Origin of the sequence: Amycolatopsis sp. NPDC089917 (genome assembly GCF_040684635.1) — a bacterium.
Taxonomy (GTDB): Bacteria; Actinomycetota; Actinomycetes; order Mycobacteriales; family Pseudonocardiaceae; genus Amycolatopsis.
In genome coordinates this window covers 39184-58124 of sequence record NZ_JBFBGL010000019.1, presented here as the reverse complement: position 1 = coordinate 58124, position 18941 = coordinate 39184, and the positions used below count along the sequence as shown (strand labels likewise).

Annotated in this window: 17 protein-coding genes and 1 pseudogene; 5 read left to right on the top strand and 13 right to left on the bottom strand. The window is 69.7% G+C overall.

Annotated elements, in window-relative coordinates; all coding sequences use genetic code 11:
• Positions 1-5: 5 nt before the first annotated feature.
• The 9 genes from AB0N89_RS16275 to AB0N89_RS16235 form a co-directional block, all read right to left on the bottom strand.
• Positions 6-707, bottom strand: a complete 702-nt coding sequence (locus tag AB0N89_RS16275; RefSeq protein ID WP_364205074.1) for a DUF899 domain-containing protein — start codon at positions 705-707, stop codon at positions 6-8.
• Positions 704-1033, bottom strand: a complete 330-nt coding sequence (locus AB0N89_RS16270; RefSeq protein ID WP_364205073.1) for a metalloregulator ArsR/SmtB family transcription factor — start codon at positions 1031-1033, stop codon at positions 704-706. The genes AB0N89_RS16275 and AB0N89_RS16270 overlap by 4 nt, the downstream gene beginning before the upstream one ends.
• On the bottom strand, positions 1023-1454 hold the full coding sequence (locus tag AB0N89_RS16265; protein WP_364205071.1) for an SRPBCC domain-containing protein: 432 nt from the start codon (positions 1452-1454) through the stop codon (positions 1023-1025). Before AB0N89_RS16265 ends, AB0N89_RS16270 begins: the two co-directional genes overlap by 11 nt.
• 76 nt (positions 1455-1530) lie before the next feature.
• Complete coding sequence (locus tag AB0N89_RS16260; protein ID WP_364205069.1) at positions 1531-2931, bottom strand: aminotransferase class V-fold PLP-dependent enzyme; 1401 nt, start codon at positions 2929-2931, stop codon at positions 1531-1533.
• On the bottom strand, positions 2928-4232 hold the full coding sequence (locus AB0N89_RS16255) for an MFS transporter (protein WP_364205067.1): 1305 nt from the start codon (positions 4230-4232) through the stop codon (positions 2928-2930). The genes AB0N89_RS16260 and AB0N89_RS16255 overlap by 4 nt, the downstream gene beginning before the upstream one ends.
• A gap of 34 nt (positions 4233-4266) precedes the next feature.
• On the bottom strand, positions 4267-5226 hold the full coding sequence (locus AB0N89_RS16250; protein WP_364205065.1) for a sphingomyelin phosphodiesterase: 960 nt from the start codon (positions 5224-5226) through the stop codon (positions 4267-4269).
• A 17-nt stretch (positions 5227-5243) separates the two neighbouring features.
• The gene (locus AB0N89_RS16245; protein WP_364205063.1) at positions 5244-7259 is read right to left on the bottom strand and encodes a neutral/alkaline ceramidase; all 2016 of its coding nucleotides are present in this window, start codon (positions 7257-7259) and stop codon (positions 5244-5246) included.
• 441 nt (positions 7260-7700) lie between these two features.
• Positions 7701-8726: an LLM class F420-dependent oxidoreductase gene (locus AB0N89_RS16240; protein ID WP_364205061.1), complete on the bottom strand. Its 1026-nt coding sequence runs from the start codon at positions 8724-8726 to the stop codon at positions 7701-7703.
• 12 nt (positions 8727-8738) lie between these two features.
• Positions 8739-9659 (bottom strand): oxygenase MpaB family protein, encoded by a 921-nt coding sequence (locus AB0N89_RS16235; protein ID WP_364205056.1) that lies wholly within the window; start codon positions 9657-9659, stop codon positions 8739-8741.
• A 90-nt stretch (positions 9660-9749) separates the two neighbouring features.
• On the opposite strand from AB0N89_RS16235, the gene AB0N89_RS16230 reads away from it, so the two are divergent.
• A complete protein-coding gene (locus AB0N89_RS16230) occupies positions 9750-10343 on the top strand; it encodes a TetR family transcriptional regulator (protein WP_364205054.1) in 594 nt (197 codons plus the stop codon).
• Here AB0N89_RS16230 and dmpG read toward each other — a convergent pair.
• On the bottom strand, positions 10334-11368 hold the full coding sequence (gene dmpG / locus AB0N89_RS16225) for a 4-hydroxy-2-oxovalerate aldolase (RefSeq protein WP_364205052.1): 1035 nt from the start codon (positions 11366-11368) through the stop codon (positions 10334-10336). The two genes, AB0N89_RS16230 and dmpG, sit on opposite strands and share 10 nt — an antisense overlap.
• Positions 11365-12267 (bottom strand): acetaldehyde dehydrogenase (acetylating), encoded by a 903-nt coding sequence (locus AB0N89_RS16220; RefSeq protein ID WP_364205050.1) that lies wholly within the window; start codon positions 12265-12267, stop codon positions 11365-11367. Before AB0N89_RS16220 ends, dmpG begins: the two co-directional genes overlap by 4 nt.
• Positions 12268-12308: 41 nt before the next feature.
• Between AB0N89_RS16220 and AB0N89_RS16215 the strand changes: the two genes are divergently transcribed.
• The 4 genes from AB0N89_RS16215 (at position 12309) to AB0N89_RS16200 (ending at position 16424) form a co-directional block, all read left to right on the top strand.
• Positions 12309-13076 (top strand): IclR family transcriptional regulator, encoded by a 768-nt coding sequence (locus tag AB0N89_RS16215; protein WP_364205048.1) that lies wholly within the window; start codon positions 12309-12311, stop codon positions 13074-13076.
• A gap of 113 nt (positions 13077-13189) precedes the next feature.
• Complete coding sequence (locus tag AB0N89_RS16210; RefSeq protein ID WP_364205046.1) at positions 13190-14980, top strand: glycosyl transferase; 1791 nt, start codon at positions 13190-13192, stop codon at positions 14978-14980.
• 24 nt (positions 14981-15004) lie between these two features.
• On the top strand, positions 15005-15847 hold the full coding sequence (locus tag AB0N89_RS16205; protein ID WP_364205044.1) for a DUF4397 domain-containing protein: 843 nt from the start codon (positions 15005-15007) through the stop codon (positions 15845-15847).
• On the top strand, positions 15837-16424 hold the full coding sequence (locus AB0N89_RS16200; protein WP_364205043.1) for a class F sortase: 588 nt from the start codon (positions 15837-15839) through the stop codon (positions 16422-16424). The genes AB0N89_RS16205 and AB0N89_RS16200 overlap by 11 nt, the downstream gene beginning before the upstream one ends.
• Here AB0N89_RS16200 and AB0N89_RS16195 read toward each other — a convergent pair.
• Together AB0N89_RS16195 and AB0N89_RS16190 are read right to left on the bottom strand one after the other, a co-directional pair.
• Positions 16424-17032: pseudogene (locus tag AB0N89_RS16195) on the bottom strand (DUF3159 domain-containing protein); the annotation flags it as partial. The gene AB0N89_RS16200 and the pseudogene AB0N89_RS16195 overlap by 1 nt on opposite strands.
• The gene (locus tag AB0N89_RS16190) at positions 17029-18909 is read right to left on the bottom strand and encodes a S9 family peptidase (RefSeq protein ID WP_364205041.1); all 1881 of its coding nucleotides are present in this window, start codon (positions 18907-18909) and stop codon (positions 17029-17031) included. The pseudogene AB0N89_RS16195 and the gene AB0N89_RS16190, both read right to left, overlap by 4 nt.
• Between the last annotated feature and the right edge of the window lie 32 nt (positions 18910-18941).

The window sequence follows — 18941 nt, the reverse complement described above, 5'->3', positions numbered from 1 at the left end:
CAGGCTCACGACCCCGAGCAGCACCCTCCGCCCGAGGAACAGGATCCCTCGTACGAGTCGTGCCAGTCCCACCACTCGTACGGCGGGCTCTGCGGGTATCCCTCCGGCGAGTCCTCCCACGTCTCCTGCCGCCCCAGCGCGGTGATGTCGAGGTAGCTCCACGTGCTCCCCATCGTCTCGTCACCGCGGTCGTTGATGAAGTACGTCCGGAACACCTGGTCGCCTTCGCGGATGAAGGCGTTGGTTCCGTGCCATTCGCGGACCCCGAAGTCGGCGTCGAAGCCGCCGGTGATCGTGTACCACGGCATCGTCCAGCCCATCCGCGCCTTCAGCCGCGCGATGTCCGGCTGCGTGCCCCGCGAGGCGAAGGCCAGCGTGGTGTCGCGGGCGTTCAGATGCGAGACGTGGGCGACCTGATCGGCCACCAGCGAACAGCCTTTGCAGGCATGGTCGGGAAAACCTTCGACGTCCGCGTCGAAGAAGGCCCGGTAGACGATCAGCTGACGACGTCCCTCGAACAGGTCGAGCAGGTTCACCGAGCCGAAGGGGCCTTCGAACTCGTACGGCTTTTCGACCGCGACCCACGGCATCCGCCGCCGTTCGGCCGCGAGCGCGTCCCGGGCACGGGTCAGCTCTTTCTCCTTGACCAGCAGGCGAAGCCGGGCTTCTTCCCATTCGGCCGGGGAGACCGTGTCGACGTTCATCATCCCTCCAGATGGTCTTTCAGGGCCGCGAGCGGCCCGTCCCAATCACGGGCGAGCGCGGCGAGGAACTGCTGGGCGACCTGCATCGGGGCCGAGCGCAGCCGGTAGCGGACGCGGCGCCGCTCCCCCTGTTCCGAGGTCACCAGTCCGGCGTCGCCGAGCAGCGCGAGATGCTTGGCGATGGCCTGCCGCGTGATGGGCAGCCGGTCGGCCAGATCGGTCGCCGTGGCCGGGCCGCCCGAGGCGAGAGTGGCGAGGATGCTCCGCCTGCTCGGGTCGGCCAGTGCGACGAAGACCTGTTCGGCGATCGCTTCGATGTCAGGCGGCATCGAGGTATTCGATCAGTTCGCCCAGTTCGGCCGCCCACCCCTTCGTGTTTCCCTCGAACGCGACGCTGTGGAGTTCGTCCGGAAGCTGGGAGAACCCGGTTTCGACGACGGTGAGCCGCGTGCCCGCGCCTGCCGGTTCGAGGGTGAACTCGACGTAGGTGCGGCGAGGGTCTTCGTCGGGCAGACCGTAGATGTTCCAGGTGAAGCCGAAGATGGCCGGCTCTTCGACGCGCTCGACGCGCATGTTCGCCTTGTGCCCCTCGTCCCATTTCATCTCGGCGTCGCCACCGGGCCGCAGGTCGATGCTCGCCTGGTTCCCGAACCAGGTGCCCAGGCCCTCGGCCGTGGTCAGCGCGGCCCACACCTTCGCGGGCGGATGGGCGATCTCGACGGTGCGTTCGATGCGGTCGGGGAATCCCATGACACTCTCCTCAAGTAGCAATCAGTCGGTTGCTATAACTTTGTATAGCAACCGACCGATTGCGTCAAGGCTGGTTTCAGGAAGCGGTGTACAGGGCGCCGAGGAACTCCAGCAACAGCCGCTCCCGCAGCGGACCGGGTGCCGTGGCGAGCAGGGCGTTGATCTCCGCCATCCGGGTGGGCAGGCCCGTGTCGCCGCCGAGACCCGCGGCCGCCAGCAGTCCGGCGAACTGCTCCGGCGTCAGGGTCGCGGGGTCGAGTGCGGCGACGAACTCCGCCACCCGCGGATCGACGACGACAGGTCCGGATTCCCGCGCGGACTCGACCGAAGCGGCCAGATCGGCGAGGAACTCCCGCTCGCTCCCCCGGTTCGCCGCCGTCACGGTCAGGTGGAGATTCGCGGGCGACGCCTGGTGGGCGAACTGCGGCTGGACGTACCAGCCGCGCTCGCGCATCTCGTCCGCCACGGTGAACAGGTCGAATCCGGCGTCGGCGTCCACGGTGAACGCGAGCAGGGTCGACACCGGATCTCCCAGGACGCGCACCCCTTCGAGGGCTTCGATCCCGGCGCGGATCTCCACCGCCGCCTCGCGCGCGGCCGAAGCCAGTTTCGCGTAACCCTCGTCGCCGACGTGACGAACGACCGCCCACGCCGCGGCGAGCGGACCGCCGGAGCGCGTGCTCTGGAGGGTGGTGTTCAGCATCGTGTAGCCGGGCCAGTCCGCGCTGGCGAAATACTGCGGCCGGCGCAGCGCGGCGTCGGCGTGCAGGAGAACCGACACACCTTTCGGGCAGTACGCGTACTTGTGCAGGTCCACCGAGACGCTGGTGACCCCGGGGACGTCGAAGCCGAACGGGCCGGGGTCCAGGTACGGCAGCACCCAGCCGCCGATGCACGCGTCGACGTGGAGCCGGACGCCGTCGAGGCGCGCCGCGATCTCCGCGATCGGGTCGAGGACGCCGTGGGCGTACGACGGCGCGCTCGCCACGACGAGCACCGTGTTCTCGTCGACCGCGGCCGCCATCGCCTCCGGCACGGCGCGGAAGGTCACCGGATCGACCGGCACCGAAACCGCGCGGACACCGAAGAAATGCGCCGCCTTGTGGAACGCGGCGTGCGCCGTCGTGGGCAGCACGATGTTCGGCGAAGCCACTTCCGGACGCGCGTCGCGGGCGGCCAGGACGGCGAGCATGCACGACTCCGTGCCCCCCGACGTCACCGAGCCGACCGTCTCCGCCGTCCCGCCCAGCAGGCGCGCCGCGGTCCCGACGAGGTCGTTCTCCATCCGCAGCAGACTGGGGAACGCCGTCGGGTCGAGGCCGTTGGCCGATGAAGCCAGCGCGTGCGCCGCCGCCCCGAGTTCGTCCACTTCGGACAGACCGCTGTCGTAGACGTAGGCGAGCGTCCGGCCCCCGTGTGTCGGGAGGTCGCCCGCGCGCAGTTCCCGCAGCTCCGCCAGGACGTCCTCGGCGGTCACGGCCGGCGCTCCAGCACCGATTTCCGCAGCAGCGGGATGCCGAACAGGATCAGCACGGCCGGCAGGATCGACGCGCCGAGCAGGATCGCCGTGAGTGCGCTGTCCGGCTGCGCGGCGCCCGGGGCGAGGCTGGCCTGGTAGCCGCCGAACTGCAGGACCAGGCCCCAGATACCCGGGCCGAGCGCGAGCCCCAGTGTCTCCGAGGCCGTCCAGACCCCGGCCGCGACGCCCGCCCTGGTCTCCCCGGTCCGCTCTTCCTCGTCGCTGATCAGGTCCGGCAGGATCGCCAGCGGGAACACCGAGATGCCCGCGTAGCCGACACCGCAGAAGGCGACGAAAACCATGATGACGGGAAGCGGGAACAGCTTCGCGCCCAGCAGCCCGAGCAGGCCGATGCCGAACGCGGCGGTGGCGAGCCGGAACCCGACCAGCTTCCCCACGCTCGCGCCGAGTTTCGGCCACAGCGGCATGGTCAGCAGCGCCGGGCCGACGAAGCCGACGAACAGCAGCGTCGAGTAGCCGGAGCTGCCGAGGATCCGCTCGGCGAAGTACGGGATCGCGGCCAGCACCGTGCCGATGCCGAGCGCCTGGACGAAGTAGACCCCGAGCAGCCAGCGGAACGGCCGCCACTGGGCGAGTGTGCGGAGCAGTTCGCGCGGGCTCACCGTGTTCGGCCGCAGCGCGCCGACCGGGGCGTCTTTCAGCCCGAAGTACACGCCGAGCGTCGCCAGCAGGATGATCACGGCGATGAACACGCCCATGACGCGGTAGCCCGCGATGCCGCCGACGGCCTCGGTGATCGCGGGCGCGCCGCCACCGCAGATCAGGATGGCGACCGCGAGGAAGCCGATCCGGATGCTGGTCAGTTTGGTGCGTTCGTCGGCCGAGTCGGTCAGTTCGGCGGGCAGCGCGTTGAAAGGCACCTGGAAGAACGCGTACGCGGTGGCGCACAACAGGAACACGACGACGACGTAGATCGCGTCGGGTACCGGGCCGCCGAAGCCCGGGTGCGCGAACAGTGCCGCGAAGAGGATCGAGACGCCGATACCGCCGAACAGCAGGAACCGGCGGCGGCTGCCGGTGCGGACCATGTCCGCGTCCGACAGCCTGCCCGCGATCGGGTTGAACAGCACGTCCCAGGCCTTGGGAACGAAGACGATCACCCCGGCCACGCCCGCCGCGACGCCCATCGTGTCGGTGAGGTACTTCAGGAGGAGCAGGCCGGGAACCGTGCCGAAGGGGCCGGTGACGAACGAGCCGAGCGAGTAGCGGTACCTCGTCCGTGCTGGCAGGGCTGCCATGATCCTCCTCGAGGCGATTCTCCCGATGAAGGCCTCAGTATTGGATCTTGGCCACCACCGGGTAGTGGTCGGAGGGAATCGTGCCACCGTCGTAATGCACGAGCTGTACCGGGCCGACAGCGGCGAGTGGACGCCCGCCCGCGCGCACGGCGCCGACGTAGTCCAGCGAGTCGCGGTAGGTCGCCGGAACGGACTTCGCGGCGTTCGGGTTCGTCGCCGCGTCGAAGGTGTACGCGCCTTCGCCGGTCGTACGGAGGATGCCGCCGAGGAAGGCTTCGCCCTGCTGAACCTGAGTGCGGCCGAGGGAGTCCTTGCGCCCCTGCCCCGCCCAGTACTCGATGTTCAGGTCGCCGGCGACGACGACCGGCTCGGCCGCGGGCGCGTATTTCGTGACCAGGTCCCGGATCTCGCCGAGCTGCGCCATCCGGACGTCGTGCGCCTTCGGCAGCGTCTCGGGCCCCTCGTCGGCCTGCATGTGCGTGCCCGCGATCCAGAGCGGCTTCCCGTTCACGACCAGCCGGGCGAGCGCGGCGCCTTTGTTGGACAGGTAGTCCGCGGTGCCCGAGTAGGAATTGCGGAAGACCAGCTGGTGCTGTTCGGTCACCGGCGCCTTGCTCAGCACGGTGACGCCACCGTTGACCACGACGGGCGAATTCGAGCAGTTCCCGTTCACCGTGGTCCACCCCGGCGACGTCTTGCAGTACTGGCCGACGAGCGGCGTCTGGTACGGCCAGACGTCCTTGAGCCGGTTCCGCATCTCCTCCGCCTGGGCGCTGAACGCCTCGTCCAGGACGACGACGTCGGCGTCGTTCGCGCGGATGACGTTCTCGGCGGCGCGGGCCCTGGCCTCCTTGTCCGAGGTGTCCGGGTTGGCGATCCAGGGCAGCTGCCAGATGTTGAACGCCATGACCTTCACCGAGACCGCAGCCTGGGCGGGGACGGCGGTTCCGGCGAACAAGGCGGCGGCGATGGCGAGTACGGCGAGCTTCCGCACGAAAGACCCTTCCGGTGTCAGGAGACGACGAACGTCCGTGAGGTTCCGCTGAACGCGGAGATCGCTCCGTTCCAGCCGTTCTTCCAGTTGCCGAAGTGGACCACGCGATACTTGCCGATCGGGGCGTTCGCGGGGATCTTCCAGTGGACGACGGCTTTCGATTCGGCGACGAAGGTCCGTGCCCAGTGGTACTTCGTGTCCCAGTCGCCGTCGTCGGCGTGCCGGACCCACTTGCCGTCGACCAGCCGCTGGATCTCCAGGAACGTGCCACCGCGCCGGAGGTCGTTCTTCGGATGCCCGGTGACGAACTCGACCGCGACCTGCTCGCCGCGCGCGTAGGTGCTCTTCGCGTCGACCGTGACGTCGCCGAATTTCTTGAACGCGGGCGCGCTGTCGAACACGACCCCGGGCTGGAAGTTGATGAGCTTGCCGCGCAGATCCCGTGGCGTCGGCCCGTGCGGGACGGTCTTGCCCGCCTTCATCGCGGCGGCGAGCTTGGCGAATTCCTGCTGATACGCCGGAAGCGTGTAGCGGCCGTACAGCGTCGACGCGCCTTCGTACTGCTGCGAGTCGTACTCCTCGGGCGTGGTGACGTACTGGCTGTAGGCGTTGGAGTAACCCTGGACGAGCACGTTCTCCAGCGGGACGCCGAGTTCCCCGGCGACGGTGCGGCGCAGGCGGAGCCCGGACACGATGGTCAGTTCGGCGGGCACGGCCACGAGGTGCAGCTGTCCGATCCGGACGATCTGCAGCGGCAGGACCTCCGGCGTCCACGGATACGGCTTCATCGCGCCGAACGGCACCGCGATCACCTTCGGCGCGTGCGCGTCGGCGAGTGCCTGCGGGATCGGCGCGTCGATGCCGCCGAGCCAGTCGATGAACGGGTTCTTCACGCCTTCCGGCAGCGGCAAGCCCGGGCCGTCCTCGCGGCTGCCCGCGAGCATCGACACCCCGATCGCGGCGGTGCAGGTGCGCTGCGGCCGTCCGTTCGGGGTGTACTTCGCGTCGACGGCCACGTCGGACATGTCCACGTAACACATCCGGTGGTCGACGCCGCCGGTCACGGCCTCGGCCGCCGCGTCGAAGGCACTCTTCGCCGCACGGAACTGGAGATCGCCGATGGTGCGGGTGTTCTCGAACTCGGTTTCGGGTGTCCCCGGCGAGAGGTTCAGGTTCGGGCTCATGTCGCCGGTGTTGGTCTGCGGGAACGCGGCGACGAACCGCGGGTTCCCGTCGAGGTAGCGCACGCCGGCGTGGTCGTGCTCCCACTCGTAGGCGGCGTACCCCTTGTTGTCGCCGCTGATCAGGTGGTTGCCGTTGCTCATCGACGTACCGTGTGTGGCGAACCAGCTGATCGCGCCGACGTCGACGCCGTTCTGGCTGAACCGCAGCACCGTGACGGCCGGGTCGATCGCCTGCGGGAAGTGGTCCTTGTCGGCCTGCGGGTTCAGGTCGAAGGCCTTGCGGGAGCGGTTGACGCTCGCCTTGGTCAGTTCCGCGCGGCCGAGCCGGATCGAGCCGGGCGCGAGGTTCGCGTGCGCCCGGCCGATGGCCTCGACGATCCCGTCGACGACGGCGTCGTAGACCTCCTGCTGGAACCCGAGGATCGCCAGATCGTAGGCGGCGTAATGGGAATCGCCGCCGCACGCGGAGTGGGTGTGCGTGGCGTTGAGGAGAACGTTCTGCTCGGTGTAGAGATCGCCGTACGCGGCGCGGAGCTTGCGCAGGACGCCCTGGTGGACCGACTGGAACAGCGCGCCGAGGTCGGCGGTGACGAACGCGATCCGCTTGGTGCCGTCGTCGACCACGAAGGCGCGCGCCCGGGTGCGGAGGTGGATGCCGGCGGTCTGCTGCTGCGGCATCGAGTAGCCCATCATGCCGTTCTCGGCGGCCGGGCCGGTGACGTCGGAGATGCCGGCGCCGACGCGGAAACCCTTGGCCGGCGCCGCTTGCGCCTGCTGGGCGCCGAGCACACCCGCCGCGACGGGCAACGCCGCCGCACCCGCGAGAACCAGCCTCCGGCTCACCGTCATTGGTCGCACCTCCCGGCCACGAACATGAACCGACTTCATGTTCGTGGCCGGGACGCTACGTGATGGGCCTCACTGCCGCAACCCACGAACGGCGCGGAGCTGAAGGGGACTTTCCCCGCGTCTCACCCAGCGGACTTTGTCCCAAAGGGCCCCTTCAGGACGTTGAGCGTCTCGAAGGTGGCTTTCAGGACATGCCCAGCGCCATCCACCCAGCCCGTGAGCGTCAAGGCCGTACCGGTTCGGCCGGGTTGATCGCGAGTGGCGATTCGGATTATCGAGCCGAAGGCAAAGGTGGACCACCGCCTACCTCATCCGCGCCGCACCGAGCACCACTGCGATACGCCCCGAGCGCCACGTTCGAGACGATGAGCGTCCCAGGCGTGGCGCTCGGGACACCGCGACAAACCGGCCTTACGCATTCACCGCAGAGAAAGCGCCCTCCTAGGACAGGGTTTCGGCGACCTTCGTGAGCGTCGCGGCATCGCCCCGCAGAAGCAGCGTCGTCACCACGGTCTCCTCCCACTTGGCCAGCTCGTCTCGGATCTTCTCCGCCGGCCCGATCAGCGAGGTGTCCTCGACCAGCGACGTCGGGATCGCGGCGGTCGCCTCGTCCTTGCGGCCGGCCAGGTACAGCTCCTGGACCTTGTCCGCGACGTCCTCGTACCCCATCCGGGCGAAGACGTCGTGGTGGAAGTTGACCGATTTCGCACCCATGCCGCCGATGTAGAGCGCCAGCGACGGTTTGATCCAGCTCGCGGCCTCCTCGACGTCGTCGTGGACGAGCACCGGGACGGACGCGGCGACCTCGAAGTCGCCGAAGCCGCGGCGGGCACCGGGCCGCGAGAAGCCCTCCCGCAACGCCGTCCGGTAGAACGCGTCGCTCTTGGGCGAGAAGAACAGCGGGAGCCAGCCGTCGCAGATCTCCGCCGACAGCGCCACGTTCTTCGGTCCCTCGGCGGCGAGGAAGATCGGGATCTCCTCGCGGAACGGGTGCACTGTGGACTTCAGCGCCTTGCCCAGCCCCGTCCCGCCTTGCAGCGGCAGCTGGAAATGCTGCCCGTCATGGGTCACCGGCGCCTCGCGCGCGACGACCTTCCGCACGATGTCGACGTACTCCCGGGTGCGCGCTAGGGGCTTCGGATACGGCTGCCCGTACCAGCCCTCGACCACCTGCGGCCCGGACGCGCCGAGCCCGAGCACGAACCGGCCGCCGGACAGATGGTCCAGGGTCAGCGCGTGCATGGCCGTCGCGGTCGGGGTGCGCGCCGACATCTGGACGATGTTGGTGCCGAGCTTGATCCGGCTCGTCGACGCGCCCCACCAAGCGAGCGGGGTGAACGCGTCCGAGCCGTAGCCCTCGGCGGTCCACACGGAGTCGAAGCCGAGTTCTTCGGCACGCGACACCGCGTCCAGCGCGCCCTCGGGCGGGGCGGAGGACCAGTAACCGAGGTGGTAACCAAGCTTCATCGACACTCCCAATCAGACGTTCGGTGAGTAGTGCTCCGGTTTGCCCCGCTCCGAAAGCGGCGGAAGGTTCCTCGCCGGAGTCTCGACCAACGGCGCGTCCGGGGCCAGTTCGCCACGCTCGCGACGCCAGCCCGCCCTGGCGCGGGGGTGGTAGCGACGGTCCCGCGGGACCAGCTTGAACGCCGCGTTGATCAGTTTCCCGACCCGCCGGTGCCGTCGCTCGTCGCGTTCGGTCCAGGTGTAGCCGAGCCGCTCGCGGATCGGCGGGTCGTACAACCCGACGGTCAGCCAGACGAAGTTCCGCGCCACCTGCCCGCGCACGAGGTTCCACGCGAAATCCGGCAGCCACGGCAGGAAATGCGGTTTCGCGAGGTCCTTGATCTCCAGCACGTCGCGCGTCGCCTTGTTGTCCTCCAGGACGTCCTCGCACATGCGCTTCCAGTACAGCTGGAAGTCCTCCCACGACTCCGGCACCGGGCGCATGCTCATGCCGTACATCTCGTACCACTGCACGTGCTCGTCGAACAGCTTCCGTTTCTCGGCCTCGCCGATACCGCCGACGAAGTTGTCGGCGATGAGGATGGCGCTCATGAAGAACGTCGAGTGCGCCCAGTAGAAGGTGTCCGGGTTGAGCGCGTGATAGCGCCGCCCGTGTTTGTCGACGCCCTTGATCCGATCGTGGTAACCGCGCACTTCCAACGCCGTCCGCCGGGCGCGCGGGCCGTCGTAGATGACTCCCCCGATCGGGTACAGCGAGCGGAACAGCCGCTGCCAGCGCTCCTCGAAGAACCGCGAGTGCTCCTCGACGCCCGCGCCCAGCTCGGGGTGCATGTTCTGCATGGATCCGGCCCAGAGGGCGATGAGCAGCCCTCGCCAATCGCCGAAGTACTTCCAGGTCAGCGAATCCGGTCCCAGCGGCCGCGGCTGTGTCATCCCCGGTCTCCTCACTGAGCTGGTTAAATTGACCACAACTGTTGTCAGGTTAAAGTTGACAACAGCCGTAGTCAACAAGAGGAGCCGATCATGGCCGGCCGCAGCTGGGCAGGCACGACCCTGGACGACCGCAAGGCCGCGCGACGGGAACAGCTCGTCGAGGCGGGACTCGACCTGCTGGGCACCCAGGGCAGCGCGGGAGTGAGCGTCCGCGCGGTCTGCCGCCACGCCAAGCTGACCGAGCGGTACTTCTACGAGAGCTTCACCGACCGCGAGGAACTGGTCGTCGCGGTTTACGAGCACATCGGCGAGCAGGCCCGGCAGGCTCTGGTCGACGCGGTCAGCGACACGGCCGAACCCGCCGAACGGGCGAAGGCCGCCGTCCGTGCCTTCGTCGAACTGATGCTCGACGACCCGCGCAAGGGCCGCGTCCTCCTGCTCGCGCCGATCACCGATCCCGCGCTGACCACCCGCGGGATCGCCCTCCTCCCCTCCTTCGCCGAACTGGTCAGCGGGCAGCTGTCCCACGGCGACGCGGCGGAACGGCAGATGACGTCGATCGGGCTGGTCGGCGCGCTGAGCAACGTGTTCATCGCCTACCTCGACGGCTCGCTCAAGGTGAGCCGCGACCGCCTGATCGACCATTGCGTCCGCCTCGTGCTCGGAGCCGACCGTCAATCCTGATCGCGTTCGGCGACCAGTTGCAGGGCGATGTCGATGATCATGTCCTCCTGCCCGCCCACGTATTTCGCGGCGCCGACGCGGTAGAGGATTTCGTGCGCCGGGACGTCGTAGCGCTCGGCGGCGCGCTCCGCGTGCAGCAGGAAACTCGAGTACACGCCCGCGAATCCCTGCACGATCGACGACCGGTCCATCACCGGCAGCCGCGTGATGTAGGGCTTCACGACGTTCTCGGCCGCGTCCATCAGCACGTCCTTGTCGACGCCGGTGCGGATCCCGAGCCGTTCGAACGTCGCCGCGAGGACCTCGGTCGGCGAGTTGCCCGCGCCGGCGCCGAGCGCCACGAGCGAACCGTCGATCTGCCGGGCACCGGCCCGGTAGGCGACCACCGAGTTGGCGACGCCGAAGCTCAGGTTCTGGTGCCCGTGGTAGCCGACCTGCGCCTCGTCACCGAATTCCGCCACGAGCGCGGCGACGCGTTCACCCGCGTCCTCCAGGATCAGCGCCCCGGCCGAGTCGACGACGTACACGCACTGGCAGCCGGCGTCGACCATGATCCGGCCCTGCTTCGCCAACGCCTCCGGCGTCGACATGTGGGACAGCATCAGGAAACCGACCGTCTCCAGCCCGAGATCGCGTGCCGCGCCGAAGTGCTGGACCGACACGTCGGCCTCGGTGCAGTGGGTCGCGATCCGGACCGCGCCCGCGCCGAGATCGGCCGCCACCTTCAGGTCGCCGACCGTGCCGAGACCGGGCAGGAGCAGCACCGCGATCTTCGCGCGGCTCGCCTCGTCGACCGCCGCGGCGATCAGCTTCCGCTCGTCGACCAGGGAGAACCCGTAGTTGAACGTCGAGCCGCCGAGCCCGTCACCGTGGCTGACCTCGATCAGCGAGACCCCGCCGTCGTCCAGCGCCCGGACGGTGTCGCGCACGTTCTTCTCGGTGAACTGGTGCGCCATCGCGTGGCTGCCGTCGCGCAGGCTGGTGTCGACCAGCCGGACCTCGCGGTTCACGTCGTCCCAAGTCATGCCGCCACCTCCTGGGTCGCCAGCAGCTCGCCGACGCGGGCGGCCGCGGCCGTCATGATGTCGAGGTTCCCGGCGTACTTCGGCAGGAAGTCCCCGTTCCCGGCGACCTCCAGGAACACCGCGACCCGCGCCTGCCCGCTCCAGCCCGGCCGGGGCGGGTCGTATTGCGGATCCGCTTTGAGCGTGTAGCCCGGCACATAGCCCTGGACGGTCTCGACCATCCGGTGGATGGATTCGGTCACCGCGTCGAAGTCCGCGTCCGGGTCGACCGCGCAGAACACCGTGTCGCGCATGATCATCGGCGGTTCGACCGGGTTGATGATGATGATCGCCTTGCCGCGGCTCGCTCCCCCGACGAGTTCGATCCCGCGCGCCGTCGTCGCGGTGAACTCGTCGATGTTCGCCCGCGTGCCCGGCCCGGCCGAACGCGAGGAGACGGACGCGACGATCTCGGCGTAGGGCACCGGCGTCACCCGGGACACCGCGTGCACGATCGGGATAGTGGCCTGGCCGCCGCAGGTGATCAGGTTGACGTTCGGCACGTCCAGCCGTTCGGGCAGGCCGACCGCCGGGCAGGTGAACGGGCCGACCGCGGCCGGGGTCAGGTCGATCGCGCGGATCCCCGCCGCGGCGTAGCGCGGCGCGTTCGCCAGATGCGCCTTCGCCGAGGTCGCTTCGAAGACCAGGTCCGGCAGTTCGTCGCGGGACAGCAGCCAGTCGACTCCGCCGGCGGAGGTCTCCAGTCCCAGCTCGGCGGCCTTCGCCAGCCCGTCCGACTCCGGGTCCACGCCGACCATGTACCGCACCTCGACGTGGTCGCTGCGCCTCAGCTTCGCGAGCAGGTCGGTGCCGATGTTCCCGGGACCGACGATCGCGGCCACCGCTTTCCGTTGCGCCATGTCAGGTGACGCTCCCCGAGCGGATAGGGCACACTCAACTCATGCGTGCCGCTGGGCGGAACGACGACCCGGAACGAACCGGAGCGGACGGCCTCGTGGCCGCCCGCGTCTCCGCGCTGCTCTCCGCCTTCCGTCCCGGCGACGACGCGCTCGGCGTTTCCGAGCTCGCGCGGCGGACCGGGCTGGCGAAGTCGACCGTCCACCGGCTCACCGGGCACCTGGTCGCGACCGGACTGCTCGAACGCGAAGGCGTCGCGCTGCGGCTCGGGCTGAAACTGTTCGAGATCGGCCAGCTGGCGGTACGGCGCCGCGGACTGGTCGAGGCCGCGCGCCCGTATCTCGCCGATCTCCGCGAAGCGACCCGGAACACGGTGCATCTCGCGGTCCTGGAAGGCACCGAGGTCGTCTATCTCGACATTCTTCGGGGGCCCGACGCGCCGTCGCTTCCGTCCCGGATCGGCGGTCGTTTTCCCGCGCACGCCACCGGCGTCGGAAAGGCCATTCTCGCGTTTTCCCCGGAATCCGTGGTGACGCAGGTGATCGACGCGGGATTGCCCAGGGTCAGCGTCCGGACAATCACCGCCGCGGGCTTGTTGCGCCGTCAGCTCGCCAAGGTCCGCGAAGACGGAATCGCTTTGGAACGGGAAGAATCCGGGGTCGGCGTGGTCTGTGCCGCGAGTCCTCTGCTCGACTCGCGAGGTGTCGCCGTGGCGGCTTTGTCGATCTCCGGCTGGGCGAATCGCATGCACACCAACCGGGTCGCGCCCGCGGTGCGGACAGCCGCATTGGCGTTGTCCCGTACTTTGTAAAAAAATCTCCGCCGATTGGTCACGCGATCGAAAACGCGCGGTTGCGGAAAACTCGAACATTGTCGTCATTTCGGCCGTTTCCCACCGCGCATTTACGGAGCTACGCTTCGTCGGTGGTCCCCGTCGATGTCAACGGCCGTCGTCTGGTCGGGACGGCCGCCATCCGTCTGCTGTCGATCGACGTCGTCCTCACCCTCCTCGTGATCACGGGCGGCGCGCGCGTGCTCGGCCTGGCCTCGCCGACGCCGTCTCCCGCCACCGAGCCGGCGACGGTCGCGCACGTCTTCGCCTTGAGCCATCTCACTTCCTTCACCGACACCGGCGTCACCGGGACGTCACCGCTCGGCTGGGCGCAGCTCACCTGGTACACGCTGCTCTCGCGGGCGTTCGACCGCACCATCGTCCCGGTCACGGCCGTCCGCGAGACGGCGGTGATCGCGGCCGTGCTGTGCGCGGCGCTGCTGTGGCTTCTCGCACGACGGCTGGGCCTGCCGTTCTGGGCGGCGACCATGGCCGTCGTGCTGATGGCGATGTCACCACTCGCGATCGGGATGCAGCGGGTGGCGCTCGTCGAGCATCTCGCGATCACCTGGATCCTCGCCGCGCTCGTCTTGATCACGACACCTCGCGAGCGGGCCCGGCCGCGGCACGACTTCCTCGCCGCGCTGTGCCTTCTCGCCGCCGTCCTCACCTCGCCACTGGCCTTGCTGGCACTTCCGGCGGCGGGCTGGCTGCTCACCCGGCGGCGGGAGGCGTCCCACGTCGCGTTCACCGCCGTGGTGTTCACGCTCGGTCTCGGCATCGCCTTCGGCCCGGCCGGTCCGCTGCTGCGCCCGGAGCTGCCCGAGCCGGGGCAGCCGGGCATCGCCGCCTGGGTCACGCTGGATCCCGTCTTCGTGGTGCTCTCGATGGTCGCGATCGTCGCCGGGATGGTCCTGCCCCGGACGCGGCCGCTCGCCGTGTCGGCGCTGCTGATCGCCGCGGTCCTCGCTTTCCCCGCGATCCCCGTCGAACTCCCGCTCGCGCTGCTGATCCCGCTGACGCCGCTGCTCGTCGCCGAAGTCGCGGCCACGATCGCCGCGGGTGGACCGGCCGCCGGACATCGCCTGATCCCGACGCGCCGTCCCGTGCCGGCCATCGTGCTGGCGACGGTGCTGGCCCTGGTCTCCGTGGCGGGCTGGGCGCACGGATTCGGCAGGCTGGCGCCGGGATCCCCCGCCGAACCCGCCCTCACCCAGGCACGGAAGTGGGTGCAGGACAACGCCTCCGGCTCCGTCGTCCTGGTCGACGACGCGAGCTGGACCGAACTCGCCGCCGACGGCTGGCCGACCGGTTCCCTGATCCCGATCGGCTCGTGCGCGGTGTCGTGCGCCGTTCCGGACTGGTCCGTCCTGACCGCTCCCGGACAACGCGACGGGTCCCGTTTCCCCGCCGCCACAGCGGTTCTCGCCAGGGCCACCAAGGTCGCCGTCTTCGGTTCCGTCACCGTCTCCCGCATCGGCGAACCCCCGGATCCGCCCGGCGAGGCCGAGGAATCCGGAGCGCGTTCCCGCGCCGGTGCGGCCTTGGCCGCGTCGGAACGGATCCGGTGCGAAGGACGCACCCGCGACGACCTGACCGCGGGCCGGGTCGATCCCCGGCTCATCGCCACCGTCGCCGCGCTCGCCGCCCTCCATCCGGTCCGGCTGATCGATTTTCCTTCCGTGCCAAGCGAAGCCGCCGCCGATCAGCCATTGCGCCGACTGGTGGTCTCCGGTAACGACGAAGCCGCCATCGCCGACTTCTTCACCGGTCAGCGCGCCACGTTCCAACCCGCTTCCGTCACCCGGTCGCGAGGCGGAGTGCTCGTGACGTACCCGATGTTCCCGCCGTCCGGGCTGCTCGCGCCGTTCTCGTCACGTTGATCCCCGGCAAGGAAGGTCCCCGCCATGCGTCTGCTCACGGCCCTGCTGAGACCCGCCGGCGTGCTCGCCGCCGCCTTGGTGCTGCTCGGCGGTTCATCACTCGCCGCGCACGCGGCCCCCGGCCCCGGCGTCGGCTGGATCCGCGTCGGGCACCTCTCCCCCAAGGCCCCGCCGGTCGACATCTACTTCGCCGCTTTCGGCGAGCCCGAGAAGGTCGTCATCCGCAAGGCGGGCTACGGCGCGGTGACCCCGTACTCCTCGGTGGCTCCCGGCGCGTACACGGTTTCGATGCGCCCGGCCGATGCCGCCGCGTCCTCACCGCCCGCGCTGAGCGCGACGATCGAGATCAAGGAGGAGAGGGCGCACTCCCTGCTGGTGTTCGCGAACGGGCCCGGCGGAACCTTGCGGGGCGATCTGGTCCAGGACGACCTCACCGCCCCCGCGGCCGGAAACGGACGGGTGCGCTTGGTCCAGGGTTCGGCCGCCCTGACCCCGGTGAGCGTCACCGGACAGGACGGGAAATCCGTGGTGAGCGGCGCGGTGTACGGCGCGACGACGCCGTACACCGAACTCCGCGAAGGGCGCTGGTCGCTGAAGCTGACCTCCGGCGACACGACGTCGGAGTCCACAGTGGACGTCAAAGCCGGATCGACCACCAGCCTGCTGGTGACCGAGAACGGCACCGGGTTGCGGACCGAAGCGATCGCCGACGGCGCCGCCCTGCCGAATCCACCGAAACTCGGCGTCGAGACCGGTGGAGGCGGCACCGCCCCGAAATCCTTGCCATGGTGGCCTTTCGCCGCCTTGCCCGTACTGGCACTGCTCGCGGTCCTGGTGAGCAGGCGGCGTCCGGCACATGACCGCTGACCGCGCCACTTTCGTCCTTTTAGGACTTCTGGCGCTCGCCGCCTGTGCGCCCGCCCCCGCTCCCCCTGTCCTGGCTGGAGCGGTGGCGCCGACCGTGGCAAGCCCACCTCCACTTCCCGCCAGGACGAAGGTGTCGCCGGTCCGGCTGACCATCCCGGCGATCGGTCTCGACCAGCCGGGACTGGTTCCGCTCGCGCTCGGCGCGGCGGGCCGGCTCCAGGCACCCGAGCGGTTCTCCGACGTCGGCTGGTACGAGGACGGACCGGTTCCGGGCGACCCCGGTCCCGCCGTCCTCGCCGCGCACGTCGACTCGCGTTCGGGACCCGCGCCGTTCCACCGCCTGCGCGACCTGCGATCCGGCGACGAGGTCCGGATCGCCCGGTCCGACGGCGCCGACGTCGTGTTCCGCGTCGACTCGGTCCGGCGTTACCCGAAGAACGAGTTCCCGACACAGGCCGTCTACGGGCCCGCGCCGGGAAGCGCGCTCAGGTTGATCACCTGCGGAGGAAGCTTCGACGCCGCGAAACGGTCCTATCGGGACAACGTCGTCGTGTACGCCTCACAACGCTGGGACTAGGCGAGGGCCTTGAGCCTCTTCGTCGACCGGCGGACCGCCCAGAGGACCACCAGAAGCGCCAGCGCGAGCAGCGGATACCCCATCGCCAGCTTCGCGAAGGCGAGCCAGCCCGTGTTGTCCTCGTCGTAGAGCCAGCGCTGCACGACGAACCGGGCGGCGAAGACGGCCACCAGGGTGAGGGTGGCGATGTCGTAGGCGTACACCGACTTCCGGTCGCCGTGCCAGGCGGTCCCCTTGCCGCTCACCAGGTTCACCACGACCCCGACCAGTGGCCACCGGACCAGGACCGACAGCAGCAGCACACCGCCGATCAGCAGGCTCGACCAGATCCCGATCAGGAAGAAGCCCTTGGCGGAGCCGGTGCGGTAGGCGATGAACGCGGCGACCGCGACCCCGAACAGCCCGGACACGGCCGGCATGACCGGTTCCTTGCGCACCAGCCGCAGCACGCTGATCGCCACGGCCACCCCGATCGCGCTCCAGATCCCCGCCGCGAGCCCGAAGGCGGCGTTCACCACGGCGAAGACCACGATCGGCACACCGGTGTAGGCCAGGCCGACCGGCCCGCCCAGCTGGTCCAGCACCGTCGGCTTCCGTTCCCCGCTCATGCCGCGCTCCCCTCGGCCAGGTGCCGCGCGAGGAACACGTCGGCGGCACGGAACATGGTGATCAGGTTCTCCGGGTTGGCGAACATGTGCCCTTCGTCGTCGAAAACGATGTACTCGACCTCGGCCCCGCGCTGCCGGAGCGCGTCGACCAGGTTGTCGGACTCGGCCTGCACCACCCGGACGTCGTTGGCGCCCTGGAGCACCAGCAACGGGGTACGGATCCGGTCCGCGCGGCTGATCGGCGAGCGGGCGAGCATGTCGGCCTCCTGCCGAGGGTCGTCGGGATCGCCCACGTAGCGGTACCAGTTGCCGGTCAGCGTGGGTTTGGCGAAGGGCGGCAGCGTCCGCATGAAGTTCGCGAGGTTCGAGATGCCGACGTAGTCCACCGCCGCGGCGAAGACGTCCGGCGTGAACGTGACGCCGACCAGCGTCGCGTAGCCGCCGTAGGAACCGCCGAAGATGGCGACCCGGTCCCGGTCCGCGTAGCCCTGTCCGACCGCCCAGTCGACGGCGTCGACGAGGTCGTCGTGCATCTTGCCCGCGAACTCCCCGATCGCGGCCTGGGTGAACGCCTTGCCGAACCCGGTCGACCCGCGGAAGTTGACCTGCAGCACCGCGTAGCCGCGGTTCGCCAGCAGCTGCGCCCCCGGGTCGAACCCCCACGCGTCCCGGGTCCACGGTCCTCCGTGGACCATCAGCACCATCGGCAGGCCGGCGGGCTCGATCCCGACGGGCAGCGTCAGATACGACGGGAGCATGAGCCCGTCGCGCGCGGGGATCGTCACCGGGGTCATGGGGGCCAGTGACTCCGGGTCGAGATGCGGATACGGCCGGAACAGCAGCGTGCTCTCACCGGTGGCGTGGTCGTAGAACCAGGTCACGCCGGGGTCGCGGTCGTGGGTGAAGGACACGACCCACCGCTGCCCGGAGTCGTCGCTGGACAACGCCGCCACGTCCCCGTCGGACAGCGCCGACAGCTTCTTCAGCACTCCGGCGAAACCCGGGTCGACCGCCTGGATCACCTGGCGTTCGCCGAGGTAGCGCACCCCGAGCAGGGCGCCGGTCCGGCGGTCGCGGATCAGCGGGGAGGGCAGCGTGGTGAACACCTGGCTGCGGATGTCGATGTCGAACTCCGGATGGCTGTCCACTTCGGACTCTTCGCCGGTTTCCAGGTCCACCCGCACGAGCCGGGTCCGGTCGGTCCCGCGGCAGGACCCCATCCAGATCCCCGTGCCGTCCGGGGTGAGCTGGACGGGGTAGGTGCCCAGCGGGTGGTCGTCGCCTTCGAACGTGGCGATCGGGCGCAGCGTGCGACCGTCCCACCGGGACAGCTCCCAGCCGCCGTCGGCGGTGATGGTCTGGGCGAACAGGTCGCCGCCACGGCCGGGCAGCCAGCCGGCGACGTGGCCCGGATTCTCCGCCAGCACCGTGAGCGCGCCGGTGGCGAGATCGAGTTCGAGCAGGTCGAACTCCTCGATCTTCCGGTTGTTGAGCTGGAGGAGCACCTTGTCGGGACGGCCGGGCGGGAGTTCGAAATGCATCATCCTCGCGCCGGGGAACGGCGTCAGGTCGACCGCCGGGGCGTCCGCGTCCTCGAGGTCGACGCGGAACAGGTGCCAGTTCTCGTCGCCGTCGGAATCCTGCGGGTAGAGCAGCCATCGGCCGTCCGCGGTCCACTCGTAATCGGAGACGCCGCGGCGGTCATCGGCGGTGACGCAGCGCGCGTCGTCCTCGCCGACGCCGCGGACCCAGATGTTCATCCGGTCCTTCCAGGGCGCGAGGTAGGCGATCCTGGTCCCGTCCGGTGAGATGGTCGCGCGGTTCCGCCGCGCCGGCGCGAAGAACTCTTCCACGGTCATGCTGTCGGGCAAGGCCATGTCATCCCCTCTGTCGTCGGTGTGGGACCAGC